A 13316-nucleotide genomic window follows, 5' to 3' on the forward strand; every position below is an offset into this window, starting at 1 on the left:
GGCTCGAACAGGTAGACGGGAAAACGGACCCAGCGCACCCGGCGGCGTTTATCGCACGCCGGGCGAATGACGAGGAGAACGAAAGTGAGCCGATCGATCCGCTCGGAAGCGGCCGCCCGCCGCCGCGGCGGTAGCATCTTCCACATTGCTGTCGAAGCCGTCGGCAGATTTGCGTCGGACAGATGCACGACGCTGGCGGCGAGCATCAGCTTCTACGCGGCGTTTTCTCTCGCGCCGACGTTGCTGATCGTCCTCACGGTGACAGGCTGGTTTTTCGGCGAAGCCGCCGCCCGCGGCAAGCTGTTTGCGCAGGTGCACGACATCCTCGGCAACGACGCAGCCGGCGCGATGCAGGCCGTTGTCGAAAGCGCGCATCGTGCAAGCGGAGGCGGCCTGGCCGCGCTTCTCTCCATCATGCTGCTGGTGATCGGCGCATCGGCCACCTTCAGTTCGCTGAACACGGCGCTCGACGTTGTCTTCGCCGCGAAGCCAAAAGCCGGGCTGGCCGGATTGGCGCTTCTGGTGCGAGCACGCCTCGTTTCGTTCGGGCTGGTACTCGGTGTCGGATTCCTGCTCGTGGTTTCGCTGGTACTCGATACGGCAATCACTTTCGTCGGACAACGACTGTTCGGCGAATCGCCGCTGGTGATGGCCGCGCAGATCGCGCAAACCGTTTTCGGCATCGTCGTGTTATCTGCCGCTTTTGCGGCAATGCTGCGCTGGTTGCCGGACACGCATGTCCCATTTCGACACGCCATGACGGGCGCAATCGTTTCTGCGGTCCTTTTCTCGGTGGGGCGGCGGCTCTTCGGACTTTACCTCGCACATGCCGGTACGGCGAACTCGTTCGGTGCCGCCGGCTCGCTTGCCGTGCTGATGATGTGGCTTTATTTCTCCGCAGCGGTGTTTCTACTCGGCGCAGAGGTCGCTTCAGCGATGGATGGCGAGCGTCAGACGCCGGACGGGAAGACGCCCGTAACTGTCGGACAGCCGCGCAATTAACCGGATATTCGATGGCAGCGCATGGAAGCGTGATCGGGATGCCTGATCGCGCTGGGTCGGCGGGCATATCGCTTGCTCGACTACGGTGGCAACCAGACCATTCAACCGCATGACCGAGGAGATCACGATGCAAGCCACGAAAGAGAATCAGACAGAGACCCGCTTCGGCACAATCGACGCGTTGGCCTTTCTGGAGGCGGACCATCGAGCAGTTGAAAAATTGTTCGCCGCGTTCAAGAAAGCGGACGACGACCTCGAAGCGAAGGCGGCGCTTGCGCAGCGTGCCTGCGAAGAGCTAACCATCCATACGATACTGGAGGAGGAACTGCTTTATCCGGCTGCGCAGGAAGCGTTGCCCGACAGCGATAAGGTGGATGTCGAAGAAGCCTACATCGAGCACTACCTCGTCAAATCGCTGATTGCGAAATTCGAAACGCTGAAAGCGGGCGACAAAGGTTTCGACGCAACTTTCAAGGTAATGAGCGAGATGGTGGACCATCACGTGGAGGAAGAAGAGCAGGAACTCTTCCCGGAGCTGCGCAAGTCGAAATGCGATCTCCGCACGCTCGGTGAAAAGATGGCAAAACGCAAGGCGGAACTGCAAGCCAAGCTCGATGCGGTTGGCAGCAGATCAGTGGGCGACAAGACCGCGACGCTTTGAGTCGAGCAGCGCGACGGCAACGATGGAATGGGGCTGAGGGGCTTCGTTTTCACTTGGCATTAGTAGGAATCCGCAGGGTTTAGCCACGCGCACCTGCGGATGTTTGCAAATCCGTATCCGCAATCTGATCATCAATTACGTCATTCAATAGGCGCTCTGCGGGACGCAAGGATCGCCGGCATGGCCATGAGCGAATCGATCAAACCGTCGCACTCCAGCGCCGCCGACCCGTGTGGCCCGGCATAGCCATAGCGCACGATGAACACCGGCAGACCTGCCGCCCGCGCGGCGCTCACGTCCACCGGCGAATCCCCAACCAGTACGCTGTTTTCAGGTTCCACGTCGAGCAGCCTGCACGCGTGCCACAACGGTTCGGGATCGGGCTTCATTGTCGCGATCGAGTCACCGGCAACCAGTACGTCGAGGAAGCGGGCGAGCCCGGTCATGAGCAATAGCCGCGCGGCGAGTTCCTTCGGCTTGTTGGTGACGCACGCAAGCCGGTAGCCAAGCCGCTGCAGCTCCGCAAGGCCGGTTTCCACGTGAGGAAAAACGCGGCCGAGGCGTCCATTGGTCTGCACATAGTGGCGATGAAACACGTTCAATGCACGCTCGACATCGACGTGCCGGTCCAGACCGGCCGCTTCCAGCGAGCGTCGAACCAGGTTGGGCACGCCCTTGCCGATAAAGCCGCTGACGGTCTCGAACGGCAACCGCGCGGTACTGAACTCGTCGAGCATATGGCTGACCGCCTCGACAATGTCCGGCGCGGTGTCGACCATCGTGCCGTCGAGATCGACCAGCACGGCTTTGGGCCGCATACCTGTCATGAATGGCGCCCGATGCATGTTCAGATCAGGCGAGCGCGGCCGACGCGTGGCGATGCCACTGACGCAAGGTGGCCAGATCGACCCAACCGGCCCGTTCATCCGGTACAGACGAAGGAATCGGCGCGTTCGGTTCGCCCAGGTGAGGGAGCACGGCCAGCGCACCGTCGAAATCATCTTGCGACGTATAGACGGTCGGCGTCACGATAGTGGGAACGCCCGCCGCACGTGCCGCGCGCAGACCATTCGCGGAATCTTCGAAGGCCACGCAGTCTGGGCCTTTCAGACCGAGTTGCCGAAGCACGTCGAGGTAGACGTCGGGCGAAGGCTTCTTTACGTGGGTCGTGCCGGCATCGCAAATCGCGGCAAAGCGCGTACGCCACGTAGGTCCGAACGGCGTTTGCAGCAATGCGTCGAGGTTCGCGGGGGTGGTGGTCGTTGCGATCGCCACCGGAATGGCGGCTGCTTGCGCCTCGGCAATCAGACGTGCAATGCCCGGCCGCAACGGCAAGCCGCCGTTGCGCACGCGCGCGGCATAGTGACGGGTTTTGATCGCGTGCACGGCGTCGATCACGTCGTTGATACGCGTGCCATCCGCTTCTTCCAGATCGGCGACGTGCCAGTAATGCAGCAGGCGCTCCTTGCCGCCCGCCACTTTCAGAAGACGGGTGTAGAGCGACTCGTCCCAGAACCAGTCGAGACCCACTTCGGCGAATGCGGCATTGAAGGCCTGCAAATGAGCGGTCTCGGTATCGGCAAGTGTGCCGTCCACGTCGAAGATCAGGGCTTGCATGGTCCGGGCTCTCCTGGGTTCACGCAGGTTCAGGCAAGTTCAAGCAGCCACGATAGCGGAGCCGGATGCCGATTTGAATTCAGAGATTCTTTGGTCTCCGGTAAGGCATCCTTTAAGTCGTTGTGTCGATCACGCGGAAACACCGCGTTATTTCTTCTCCCGAGGATCGGTCACGAAGCCGATTTTTGTCAGTCCGCCGGCCTGCGCAGCCGACATCACGTCGGCGACGCGCTCATAGGGCACTTTGCGGTCGGCCCGTAAATGCAGTTCGGGCTGAGGCTTCGTATGAGCGGCCTCGGCAATCCTTGCGCGCAGAACGTCATCGGCCACGGGATGGCCGTCCCAGAGAATCGAACCGTCTGCCTGCACGGCTACGTCGAGATGCGCGGGTTTGACGTTATCCGGCTGACTGCTCGCTTGCGGCAGATCGATCTTCACCGCGTGCTGCATTGCCGGGATGGTGACGAGAAAGATGATCAGCAGTACCAGCATCACGTCGACGAGCGGCGTCATGTTGATTTCGTTCATCAGGCCGCTTTCTTCGTCGTCGGAGAACGGAGTCATTGCCATTTGAGCGCTCCGTCGTTCGTGGCGTCATTGGCTTCGCCATTTGCCGCAGGAACAGCGCGCGGCACAATGCGCATGTCGGGACCGGTACTCGACGGCAATTGCGAGCCGGTCACGAAATACGCATGCAGTCCATGCGCGAAACGCTTGAGTCTCGTCACGACCGACTTGTTGGCGCGGGTCAACCCGTTGTATCCCAGCACCGCGGGTATCGCCACGAAGAGGCCGAAGGCCGTCATGATCAGCGACTCGCCGACCGGTCCGGCGACGTGATCGATCGAGGTCTGTCCCGTCTCCCCAATCAGGATGAGCGCGTGATAAATGCCCCACACGGTGCCGAAGAGCCCGACAAAGGGCGCAGTGCTGCCGATCGACGCCAACACCGCGAGTCCGCTTTGCATGCGTGCGATGGCGTCGTCCATCGTGTCCTGCAGGCGCCGCGTAATCCAGTCGGATACGTCGATGCGGTCATGCAAATGCGACTGCGTTTGCTGATGATGGGCCGCAGCTTCCTCGCCGGCCAGGGCGAGCGCGAGAAGCGGATTGTCGCGGACCGACTTCGATGCGTGGGCGCCGAGGCTCTTCAATCCGTCCTCGAAGTGGTCGGCTCGCCAGAATTGCGCTTCGGCCTGGCGGGTCACGCGTTTGATCCGCAAAATGGTCCATAGCTTGACTAGAATCACCGTCCACGAGAGGACCGACATGATCAGCAGCGTGCTCAGAATGCAGCGCGTGACGATGTCGCCGCTTTCCCAGACATTCGCGAGGCCGTAGTGTTGCATGGTGAATTCCTTTGACCCGTAGACAAGTTACTCGGTCAATCCGAAGACGAACGATTCCGAATAGGCAGCGCGTACCGCTTCGCCGTTTTCCCTGTACGGCTGGCAGGCTCCGGCGTGCACGGCGGAGAGCGCTGCGTCGTCGAGCCGGGGATAGCCGCTGCTCTTTTGCAGTTGCGCGGTTTCGATATGACCGCTCAGGCCTACTACGAAGCGGACGATCGCGGTGCCGCTTTCATTGCGGCGCTTCGATACGTCGGGATAGTCCGGCTTGGGAATATCGCAGTCGACGTGCGATACGCTCTTTGGCGTGGTCGATGCGGGCGCCGTGTGTTCGGCGGCGGTCGCCGGTGTATTCGTTGCCGGTGCTGCGGGCGAAGGCGTAGCGGCAACGGGTGGAGTAGTGGGCTCGGGTGAGCGGGCAGTGTCTCTGGACGGCGTCGGCGTGGCCGGCATACCCAGCGCAGGCGCTATGCTGCTGCGCGGCGCCTTGAGACGAGGCGGCGGGAGTTTGCTGCGTGCAGGAGGCTGCGCGGCTTGCGGTGCTGCAACCACGGCGGCCGGCGCGGGCACGGCAGGAGCAGCCACCTCCGGCTCATTCCTCAACAACATCGCAACGATGGCCGGCGCTTCGACCGTTCGCTCCAACGTCCTGTCCCGCGTCGCCGACACCCACGCGAGCAAGCCCACATGAGCGGCGACCACGGCGCCCAGCGCCACGACGATCCGACGGCGCCATGCCGCATCGTTCGCGGTATATCCAGCCGTCGCCATTGCACGTTCCAGCATCATGGTCGAGGCCTTGCATTGGCCACCTCCGCGTTTATTTTCCACCCCTGCAGCGTGTTTTAGTACTGCCGCTGGTCCCGCAGCGTCAATTCGGGAAAATCTCCCGCCCGATGTTCGTTGTCAAACGATCCTCCAATGGACTACTTTGCTTGAATGACGCGAGCTTTCGCGGCGCAGCGATTTCACTACGGAGTACAACAATGCTGGAGACACGGTTTCGCATCACAACGCCAACACGTTCCCTCGCTTTCGCTGTCGCCACGTTAGCCACTGCCGCTACGGCGATCGCGCTCGCCGCGAGCACGGCTTACGCCGCCGCCCCAATGGCCTACGTAACCAGCGAGAAGGCCGGCGTAGGCGTGATCGATCTGGATCAGATGACGCTCACCAAGACGTTTCCGGTCGGTGCCGACGGCCCACGCGGCCTGAGTCTGAATACAGACGGCACACGGCTTCTCGTGGCCAACAAGAATACCGGCGACCTGGCGGTGATCGACACGGCTTCGGGTCAGGTCGTGCAGCGTGTGAAGATCGGCAAGAACCCCGAATATGTGCGCGTGCACAATGGCCTCGCATACGTGACCTACGAGCCCGGCGAAGACGGCGGCCCACCCGCCGCCAACGCCAAGCCCGGAGCCGACGACGATGACGCCAACAAGCCGCCGGCGCAGATCGCGATCGTCGATATGAAAACCTGGCGCGTGATCCGTTCAGTGACGAGCGGCCACGAAACCGAAGGTATCGAATTTTCACGCGACGGCAACACGATGCTCGTCACCAACGAGGGTGACGACACGGTGTCCGTTTATCACGTCCGCACGGGTGCGCCGGTGAGAACCGTTAAGCTCGTTGCAGGTGGCCGTCCGCGCGGCATCCGCCTGTCACCGGATGGCAAGGATTATGTGGTCACGCTCGAATCGCTAAGCAAGTTCGTGGTGATCGACGCGCGCACGTACCAGGTCACGAAGACTGTCGATACGAAGCTCGGGCCTTACGGGGTAGCGTTCGGGCCGGATGGCAAGCGGCTTTTCGTCGCCGCGGCGCGCGACAGGACCGTTCAGGTTTTCGACGGCCACAGCTACGAGCATGTCGCCGACGTGCCCGTGGGACAGCGCTGCTGGCACTTCAGCTTCACGCCGGACGGCGCGAAGCTGCTGGTGGCGTGCGGGCGCTCCGACGCGGTCTATGTGCTCGACGCGCAGAGCTATCAGCCGATCAAACAGATCGGCGAATTGCCGCTGGCCTGGGGCATCGTTACTTATCCGCATAGCGACGGCTCGATCGAATCGCATTGAGCACGTGCCGCATGTGAGCCGATCGAGCGTCGATCAGGCAAGACGACGCGTCGATCGGCTCACGCCCATCGCGCTACTTCCACGCGTAGCGCAACCCGACCCAGAAACCACGCGGCGCACCCGGCCCAACGAACTGTTCGTTGGTCGCGTTTGCGCCGTCGAACGTATGGTTCGCGCCGTTGAAGAAGTTCTCGCCGAGCGCCCCGAAACTCGCGTAGCGCTTGTCGAGCAGGTTCGTGACGCTCGCGAAGACCTGAAGCTGTTTGGTCACCTGGTACGAAGTATCCAGATCGATCAGCAGATAGCCGGCGATCTTGCCGTTCACGTCCTGGTTGTTTTCGTCGCCCTGCGCATAGACGCCGCCGCGCCAGGTCAGGTTGGTGCCGATGTTCCACTTCGCGGTGGCCGCATAGTCGAGTTGCAGTTTGACGGTGTTCGCTGGGATGCTGGGAATATGGTCGCCCGACTTGACCGTGATGTTGCCGTTCTGATCCGCACTGGAATTGCTTGGGCTGCTTTCGGTCCAACTCGAACGGTAGGTCGCATCGACATAGCTGTAGCTGGCCGTGACCGCGAGCGGCCCGAACTGGCTGTGTCCGGACAGCTCCACGCCTTGCCGGCGCGTGCGGCCGACGTTCTGAAAGAAGCCCTGGTTGCTGGTGGCGCCGTTCGTGCTGATGAATTCAATGTCGTTGTCGAGCGTCGTGCTGTAAGCGGCGGCGCTCCAGGTCGTTGCCTGGCCGATGCGTCCGCGTGCGCCGATTTCAAAGGTCTTCGAGATCACCGGCTGGAGCGACGGGTCCGACACGAAGTCGTTCGGCAGCGAGCAGGGCGCGGACGGATCCGCACAGGCTAATTCGATGGCGGTCGGCGAACGCATGCCTTCGTTGTAGGTGGCATAAGCCGTGAATGCGGAAGTCGGGTTCCAGTTGATGCCGACCGCCGGATTGAAGCGGGAAAACGTATGGTGGCCATCCAGTTGAGGCTGCGTGCCGCTCGAGTCGCCGATCGTGGCGTCCGCCCAGTTGTAGCGTCCGGCCAGCGTCAACGTCCATTGCTTCGTGAGCGACAAGGTGTCCTGCAGATAGATGCCGTAGTTTCCGTTATGCGTTTTCGCCGCGGTTTCCTGCTCGAAATCGCCAATGCCGATCGTCGCGCGTGAAGCGGTGAACACCGCGTCCTGGGAAGATTGGGTGTACCGGGAGTTGGCAATATCCGCGGACACACCGGCGACGAACTGGTTCTCCATTCCTCCGAGCTTGCCGAGCAGCGTGAGTTGCAGGCTGGCGCCATAGCTGTCGGTCGAGACGATCGATTTCTCGTTGGTCGCCTGGGTCGTATCGACGTTGCCGTCGTCGTCCACCGAGCCGAAGTCCGGATTGGTGTTGCTGCTCACATTGTCGTTGCGGAAGTGCCGGTAATAAACGTTGCCGCTCAGTTCGACGTGGTCGTTGAAGTAATGGTCGCCCGAGAGCGTTGCGTACGCGGCGGTGTTCAGATTCTGGTCGGGATAGGTATAAGGCTGCTTCGGATTGCCGAGGAAAGATCGCGGAATGGTTTGCGTGCCGTGCAGGTCGTTGTCCGCGCCGCCTGCCGAGAACGACAGCGTCGTATCGGCGTCGGTATAGCGCAGCTTGCCGAACGCCTGCCGCACGCGGCTGGCATTCTGCTCCGCCCAGCCGTTATCGTTCGCCGCGCTGCCGGTCACGTAGTAATCGAGATTCTGACCAATGGTACCGCCCTGTTCGATCTGGGCGGTCTTGCGGCCCCACGAGCCCACTTGCACCTCGGCCTCGCCGCCGGGGCTCGTCTTGCCGTTTTTCGTCGTGATCGCGAGCGCGCCGCCCAGCGTATTGAGCCCGTAGGTCGGATTCGAACCGGGAATCAGCTGGATCGTGTCGATCGCCTGTTGCGGCAGCAGGTCCCAGTTCACCACGTCGCCGAACGGCTCGTTCACGCGCACGCCGTCCACGAACACCGAGAGGCCTTGCGGTGTGCCGAGCAAAGGCGACGCCGTGAAGCCGCGATAGTTGAGGTTGACCTGATACGGATTGCCCTGCGCATCGGCGATATCGACGCTCGGCAGGTTCTTCGCGAAGTAGTCGGTAAGCGTGCTGCGGTGCTGCTGTTCCAGGTCCTGGGCGTGAACGGTCTGCACATTGGCGGGCACCTGGGAGAGCGGTGTGCCGATGCCGAGAAGCGGCGTGGTGCCGACCACGACGATCGGTGCGAGCTTCACCGTATCGGCGTCCGGACTCGCACCGGCCGGCGCGGCGGACGAAGCCGCTGCTGCTGGCGTGGCTGTTTCGCCCTGGGCCCACACCGAGACCGACAAGCTCGCGAGAGCGCTGCCGAAGCAGAGGGTGAGGCCGGCGCGCCGGCGCAAACGTGGCAAGTCCGGTAAGCGGGATGCGCGGTGCGCGCTGAGCGGCATGTTCATAGTTTTGTCTCCGGCCGGATCGACGCTATCTTCATTAGCGCTACCGCGTTGCGGCGTGCGTAGCGCTTTCTTTCTGTGTGTGCAAAGCTTCGCATACGCCGGCGCGCGAAACCCGGGAGCTTTTCCCGATATCGCGGGGAAGCGTTCCCAAACGCGCTGCAACAAACCGTTGCGGGCCGCTGGTCTGAGTAGAATGCAAACGTGACGAATGCAAACGTGATGGCAAGCGATCCCTCGAACCCTTCTTCAGCGCGCCCCGTTCCGCCGCATTCGACGGTGCGGCGCGACCTTGCATGGGTGCTCGCGCTGACGGTGTTCGCCGCCGTGTTGAGCGCGAGGTTCGATTTCAGCGAGCACGCTTACCGCTGGACGCGCGGCCTCGAACGCTTCCAGCTCGACGAATTGCCGGGCACGCTGTGCGTGCTCTCCATCGGCCTCGCGTGGTTCGCATGGCGCCGGTACCGCGAGGCGCGTCGTGAGCTGATCCGTCGTTGCACGCTGGAAGAGCAGGCCGAACGCCTGCTCGCCGACAACCGGCGTCTTGCCAATCAGGCGCTGCAGGCGCAGGAACTGGAACGCCGCCATCTGGCGCGCGAACTGCACGACGAACTGGGCCAGTACCTGAACGCGATCTCGCTCGACGCCGCGCGCATCCGCGATCTGTCCAGCACACGCGAGCCGGAGATCCATCGCGTGTCGCTCGGCCTGATGCAGAGTGCGAGTCACGTCTATCGGCAGATTGGCGGCATGATCCGGCGCCTGAGGCCTATCGGGCTCGACGAGTTCGGTTTGCCGAGCGCGCTGGAGCATTGCGTCGACGGCTGGCGTGAGCGGCTGCCGGACGCATCGTTTTCGCTGACGATCGAAGGGGACTTCGCCGGTCTGAGCGACGCGCTGACCATCACGCTTTACCGGCTCGTGCAGGAAGGGCTGACCAATGTCTCGAAGTTTGCCCGCACTGCGCGCGTGGAAGTGTTCATGGTACGTGCTCCGCGCGAGACGCTAGCGCGGCAGGACGGCAGGCTCGTCGATGAAATCGTCGTCACCATGGCCGACGACGGCCCCGGCGCCGATCTCGACAAGCCGCGCGGCGGACTCGGCCTGATCGGCATGCGCGAGCGGGTCGAAGCGCTCGGCGGCGAGTTTCACGTGGCGAGCAAGCCGGAGGGCGGGTTCCTGTTCTGCGCGCGGGTGCCTGCTCACGCAGGGCTTGCCGAGCCCGTGAACTGAAGCCCGAGGCGGCTCGCCATCTGGGCGAGCTGCACGCCGTTGTCGGCGCCGAACTTCTGCCGGATCACAGACTGATGATTGGCCACGGTCTTCTGGCTCAGCCCCAGTTTTTCGGCAATGCTCGGCAGCGTATACCCTTGCACGAGCAGACGCAGCACCTCGAATTCACGCGCCGACAATTGCCGTCCGGGCGGACCTTCGCTGAACGCATTGCGCAGCGCGAGCGCCTGCGAGATATCCGGGCTCAGATAACCCGCGCGCCGGGCGATGGTGCGGACTGCTTCCACCAGCACGTCGGGCGCGCTGGCCTTGGTCACGTAGCCGAGGGCGCCGGCGTCGAGAGCGCGGCGCACGAAAATCGCCTCCTCGTGCACGCTGAAGATCAGCACGCGCGCGTCCGGCTCGCGCGCCAGCATACGCCGCATTGCTTCGATGCCGCTGGCGCCCGGCAACGAGACGTCCATCACCACCACGTCCGGCCGTAGCGCGCAAAAACGCTGATAGGCCTGGGCGGCGTCGGCTGCCTCGCCGCACACATGCACGTCGGCGTTCAGTTCGAGCAGTCGCCGGTAACCCTCGCGCACCACCGCGTGATCGTCGACGAGCAGGACGGAAATGTCTCCGGCTGTCATGGTCAGCCTCCTGTGCCGCCGTGGCTGCCGGTATCGCCGCTCGCCGCCACGGATGCAGCGGACGCATTAGACGCCAGCTTGCGCGAGTTGGTGTCGTTGCGAAACAGGATCGGCTGCTCGCGCGCTTCGCCTGCGGCGGCCGCGCGCCGTGCCATGTTTACCACGCTCACCACGGCGTCATGCGACGGCGACTTGTCGCAGACCGGGTCGGCGTTGGCCGCGTCGCCGGTGAGCAGATAGGCCTGGCAACGACAGCCGCCGAGGTCGCGTTCCTTTTCGTCGCAACTGCGGCAGGGCTCTTTCATCCACGCGAGGCCGCGAAAGCGATTGAACGCGTCGCTTTCGTACCAGATCTCGCGCAGCGGCGTCTCTTTCACGTTCGGCAGCACGAGTCCCGGCAGACTGCGGGCGGCGTGACAGGGCAGCGCCGCGCCGTCCGGGGCGACGCCGAGAAACACCGCGCCCCAGCCGTTCATGCAGCGCTTCGGGCGTCGCTCGAAGTAGTCCGGCACCACGAAGAAGATCTTGCAGCGCTCACCTTGTGTGCGGCGATAACGTTCGACTACCGCTTCGGCTTCCTCCAGCTGTTCGCGTGTCGGCATCAACTGCGCTTCGTTCCGATGCGCCCAGCCGTAGTACTGCGTGTTGGCGAGCTCCAGGTATTCGGCGCCCATTGCGAGCGCCATGTCGATGATTTTGTCGACGTGCGGCAGGTTGTAGCGATGCAGCACGCAGTTGAGCACCATCGGAAAGCCGTGCCGTTTGATCGAGGCGGCAACGCGTTGTTTCAGATCGAAGGTGCGCGTACTGCTCAGGAAGTCGTTCAGTTCCTGCGTCGAATCCTGGAACGACAGCTGGATGTGGTCGAGGCCGGCGGCCTTCAGATCGCCGAGGCGCTTGTCGGTGAGACCGACACCGGAGGTGATCAGATTCGTATAAAAGCCGAGCTTGCGCGCCTCGCCGACCAGCACTTCCAGATCGTCGCGCACGAGCGGTTCGCCGCCTGAAAATCCGAGTTGCGCGGCACCGAGCGCGCGCGCTTCACGCAGCACGCCGATCCATTGTTCGGTGCTGAGCTCGCGGCTATGATCCGTATAGTCGACCGGGTTGTAGCAGAACGCGCAGTGCAGCGGGCAGCGATAAGTCAGCTCGGCGAGCAGCCAGAGCGGCGGTGCGACTCCGTCCGGAGTCGCCTGCGACTGTGCGGCGCCGGCAGGTTGTGAAAGGTCCGTCATCGCGCTACTCCAGCCAGCCGCGCAACTGCGCGTCGGCAACGAACGCCCGCACGTCGGGACCGAGCCCGGTCGTGCTGAACGCCTGCTCCAGGTCGGCGATCAGGGTGTTCATATCGCGCGTGCCGTCGCAACGTTTGAGAATTTCCGCCGCGCTCTGGTTGAGCTTCACCATCCCTTCCGGGTAGAGCAGGACGTGAGCGTTCTGAGCGGGCTCCCATTGCAGACGAAACAGCTTGCTGATCGTCGGACGATCGGCGGTTTGCGTGGCGCCGCCGGCGCGTGGCAGATCGTTCATTGCGGAAAGGCCTTTTCGATCGAATCCAGCATGGTCCACAGAATGTCGAGCTTGAATTGCAGGATCTCCAGCGCGCGTTCCTGCTGTTCGCGCCGCGTGAAATGATCGAGCGTGACGGCGAGCCCGTGCTCCACGTCGCGTTGCGCAAGCGAAATGCGCGAGCGGAAATACGCGAGACCCGAAGACTCGATCCACGGATAGTGCTCCGGCCAGGTCGCGAGCCGGTCGCGATGAACCTGCGGCGCGAACATTTCCGTGAGCGACGAGCAGACCGATTCCTGCCACGGCGCGCGGCGCGCGAAATTCACATAGGCGTCGACGGCGAAACGCACGCCGGGCGCCACCTGTTTCAGCGACCATAGGTCGTCACGCGACAAGCCGACCGCGTCGCCGAGCCGTGCCCATGTTTCGATGCCGCCTTCCTCGTCGCCGTAACCGTCGTGGTCGAGAATGCGCAGCACCCAGCGGCGGCGCGTTTCGCGATCAGGGCAATTCGACAGCACGGCCGCATCCTTCAACGGAATATTGATCTGATAATAGAAGCGATTGGCGACCCAGCCGCGAATCTGCTCGCGGGAGCAACCGCCGCTATTCATCTTCACATTGAACGGATGATGGATGTGATACGCGGCGCCTTTCGCGCGCAACTGTGCTTCGAATTCTTCGCGGGTCCAGGCCGGGCGCCCGTCGCGTCCGTTCGTTTCCGCGTCCTGCTGCGGTGCCGTGCCCAAGGTATCTTTCGCGTTCATGCTGTCTCCGTTTTGCACTTCGTGA

The 13316-nt window shown here is 63.0% G+C and carries 14 protein-coding genes; 4 read left to right on the forward strand and 10 right to left on the reverse strand.

The window, feature by feature from the left end:
- Nucleotides 1-84 precede the first annotated feature (84 nt).
- Together PDMSB3_RS22900 and PDMSB3_RS22905 are read left to right on the forward strand one after the other, a co-directional pair.
- Nucleotides 85-1002 carry a YihY/virulence factor BrkB family protein gene (locus PDMSB3_RS22900; RefSeq protein WP_007176288.1) on the forward strand — a complete coding sequence of 306 codons (918 nt, stop codon included), beginning with the start codon at nt 85-87 and terminating at the stop codon, nt 1000-1002.
- A gap of 127 nt (nt 1003-1129) precedes the next feature.
- The gene (locus PDMSB3_RS22905) at nt 1130-1663 is read left to right on the forward strand and encodes a hemerythrin domain-containing protein (RefSeq protein ID WP_165187817.1); all 534 of its coding nucleotides are present in this window, start codon (nt 1130-1132) and stop codon (nt 1661-1663) included.
- A gap of 140 nt (nt 1664-1803) precedes the next feature.
- Here PDMSB3_RS22905 and gph read toward each other — a convergent pair whose 3' ends face one another.
- From gph to PDMSB3_RS22930, 5 genes are all read right to left on the reverse strand, one after another.
- Nucleotides 1804-2490: a phosphoglycolate phosphatase gene (gene gph, locus PDMSB3_RS22910; protein ID WP_165187819.1), complete on the reverse strand. Its 687-nt coding sequence runs from the start codon at nt 2488-2490 to the stop codon at nt 1804-1806.
- Nucleotides 2491-2515: 25 nt separating this feature from the next.
- Entirely contained in the window at nt 2516-3280 is a 765-nt protein-coding gene (locus tag PDMSB3_RS22915; protein WP_007176291.1) for an HAD family hydrolase, read from the reverse strand.
- A 147-nt stretch (nt 3281-3427) separates the two neighbouring features.
- Nucleotides 3428-3850: an ExbD/TolR family protein gene (locus PDMSB3_RS22920; RefSeq protein WP_007176292.1), complete on the reverse strand. Its 423-nt coding sequence runs from the start codon at nt 3848-3850 to the stop codon at nt 3428-3430.
- Nucleotides 3841-4629, reverse strand: coding sequence for a MotA/TolQ/ExbB proton channel family protein (locus tag PDMSB3_RS22925; protein ID WP_007176293.1), 789 nt, complete (start codon nt 4627-4629; stop codon nt 3841-3843). The genes PDMSB3_RS22920 and PDMSB3_RS22925 overlap by 10 nt, the downstream gene beginning before the upstream one ends.
- A gap of 27 nt (nt 4630-4656) precedes the next feature.
- Nucleotides 4657-5418: an energy transducer TonB gene (locus PDMSB3_RS22930; RefSeq protein ID WP_007176294.1), complete on the reverse strand. Its 762-nt coding sequence runs from the start codon at nt 5416-5418 to the stop codon at nt 4657-4659.
- Between the two features lie 197 nt (nt 5419-5615).
- Here PDMSB3_RS22930 and PDMSB3_RS22935 point away from each other — a divergent pair, with 197 nt between their 5' ends.
- The gene (locus PDMSB3_RS22935) at nt 5616-6710 is read left to right on the forward strand and encodes a YVTN family beta-propeller repeat protein (RefSeq protein ID WP_007176295.1); all 1095 of its coding nucleotides are present in this window, start codon (nt 5616-5618) and stop codon (nt 6708-6710) included.
- A 73-nt stretch (nt 6711-6783) separates the two neighbouring features.
- Here the strand turns inward: PDMSB3_RS22935 and PDMSB3_RS22940 are convergent, their stop codons facing one another.
- Nucleotides 6784-9150, reverse strand: coding sequence for a TonB-dependent receptor (locus PDMSB3_RS22940; RefSeq protein ID WP_165187822.1), 2367 nt, complete (start codon nt 9148-9150; stop codon nt 6784-6786).
- A gap of 219 nt (nt 9151-9369) precedes the next feature.
- Here PDMSB3_RS22940 and PDMSB3_RS22945 point away from each other — a divergent pair, with 219 nt between their 5' ends.
- On the forward strand, nt 9370-10380 hold the full coding sequence (locus tag PDMSB3_RS22945; protein WP_007176297.1) for a histidine kinase: 1011 nt from the start codon (nt 9370-9372) through the stop codon (nt 10378-10380).
- On the opposite strand, the gene PDMSB3_RS22950 is transcribed toward PDMSB3_RS22945, so the two are convergent.
- From PDMSB3_RS22950 to pqqC, 4 genes are read right to left on the reverse strand one after another with little or no spacing between them, the layout of a single operon-like run.
- Nucleotides 10350-11012, reverse strand: coding sequence for a response regulator (locus PDMSB3_RS22950; protein WP_007176298.1), 663 nt, complete (start codon nt 11010-11012; stop codon nt 10350-10352). The genes PDMSB3_RS22945 and PDMSB3_RS22950 overlap by 31 nt on opposite strands.
- A gap of 2 nt (nt 11013-11014) precedes the next feature.
- Nucleotides 11015-12247 (reverse strand): pyrroloquinoline quinone biosynthesis protein PqqE, encoded by a 1233-nt coding sequence (gene pqqE / locus PDMSB3_RS22955; RefSeq protein WP_007176299.1) that lies wholly within the window; start codon nt 12245-12247, stop codon nt 11015-11017.
- 4 nt (nt 12248-12251) lie between these two features.
- Complete coding sequence (pqqD, locus tag PDMSB3_RS22960; protein WP_007176300.1) at nt 12252-12542, reverse strand: pyrroloquinoline quinone biosynthesis peptide chaperone PqqD; 291 nt, start codon at nt 12540-12542, stop codon at nt 12252-12254.
- Complete coding sequence (gene pqqC / locus PDMSB3_RS22965; protein WP_007176301.1) at nt 12539-13291, reverse strand: pyrroloquinoline-quinone synthase PqqC; 753 nt, start codon at nt 13289-13291, stop codon at nt 12539-12541. Before pqqC ends, pqqD begins: the two co-directional genes overlap by 4 nt.
- Between the last annotated feature and the right edge of the window lie 25 nt (nt 13292-13316).

The sequence above is a fragment of the Paraburkholderia dioscoreae genome (assembly GCF_902459535.1).
GTDB lineage: Bacteria > Pseudomonadota > Gammaproteobacteria > Burkholderiales > Burkholderiaceae > Paraburkholderia > Paraburkholderia dioscoreae.

Coding starts and splice junctions, on each gene's coding strand:
- PDMSB3_RS22905 (WP_165187817.1), top strand. CDS start 1,130: ATGCAAGCCACGAAAGAGAATCAGACAGAGACCCGCTTCGGCACAATC.
- gph (WP_165187819.1), bottom strand. CDS start 2,490: ATGACAGGTATGCGGCCCAAAGCCGTGCTGGTCGATCTCGACGGCACG.
- PDMSB3_RS22915 (WP_007176291.1), bottom strand. CDS start 3,280: ATGCAAGCCCTGATCTTCGACGTGGACGGCACACTTGCCGATACCGAG.
- PDMSB3_RS22920 (WP_007176292.1), bottom strand. CDS start 3,850: ATGGCAATGACTCCGTTCTCCGACGACGAAGAAAGCGGCCTGATGAAC.
- PDMSB3_RS22925 (WP_007176293.1), bottom strand. CDS start 4,629: ATGCAACACTACGGCCTCGCGAATGTCTGGGAAAGCGGCGACATCGTC.
- PDMSB3_RS22930 (WP_007176294.1), bottom strand. CDS start 5,418: ATGATGCTGGAACGTGCAATGGCGACGGCTGGATATACCGCGAACGAT.
- PDMSB3_RS22935 (WP_007176295.1), top strand. CDS start 5,616: ATGCTGGAGACACGGTTTCGCATCACAACGCCAACACGTTCCCTCGCT.
- PDMSB3_RS22940 (WP_165187822.1), bottom strand. CDS start 9,150: ATGAACATGCCGCTCAGCGCGCACCGCGCATCCCGCTTACCGGACTTG.
- PDMSB3_RS22945 (WP_007176297.1), top strand. CDS start 9,370: ATGGCAAGCGATCCCTCGAACCCTTCTTCAGCGCGCCCCGTTCCGCCG.
- PDMSB3_RS22950 (WP_007176298.1), bottom strand. CDS start 11,012: ATGACAGCCGGAGACATTTCCGTCCTGCTCGTCGACGATCACGCGGTG.
- pqqE (WP_007176299.1), bottom strand. CDS start 12,247: ATGACGGACCTTTCACAACCTGCCGGCGCCGCACAGTCGCAGGCGACT.
- pqqD (WP_007176300.1), bottom strand. CDS start 12,542: ATGAACGATCTGCCACGCGCCGGCGGCGCCACGCAAACCGCCGATCGT.
- pqqC (WP_007176301.1), bottom strand. CDS start 13,291: ATGAACGCGAAAGATACCTTGGGCACGGCACCGCAGCAGGACGCGGAA.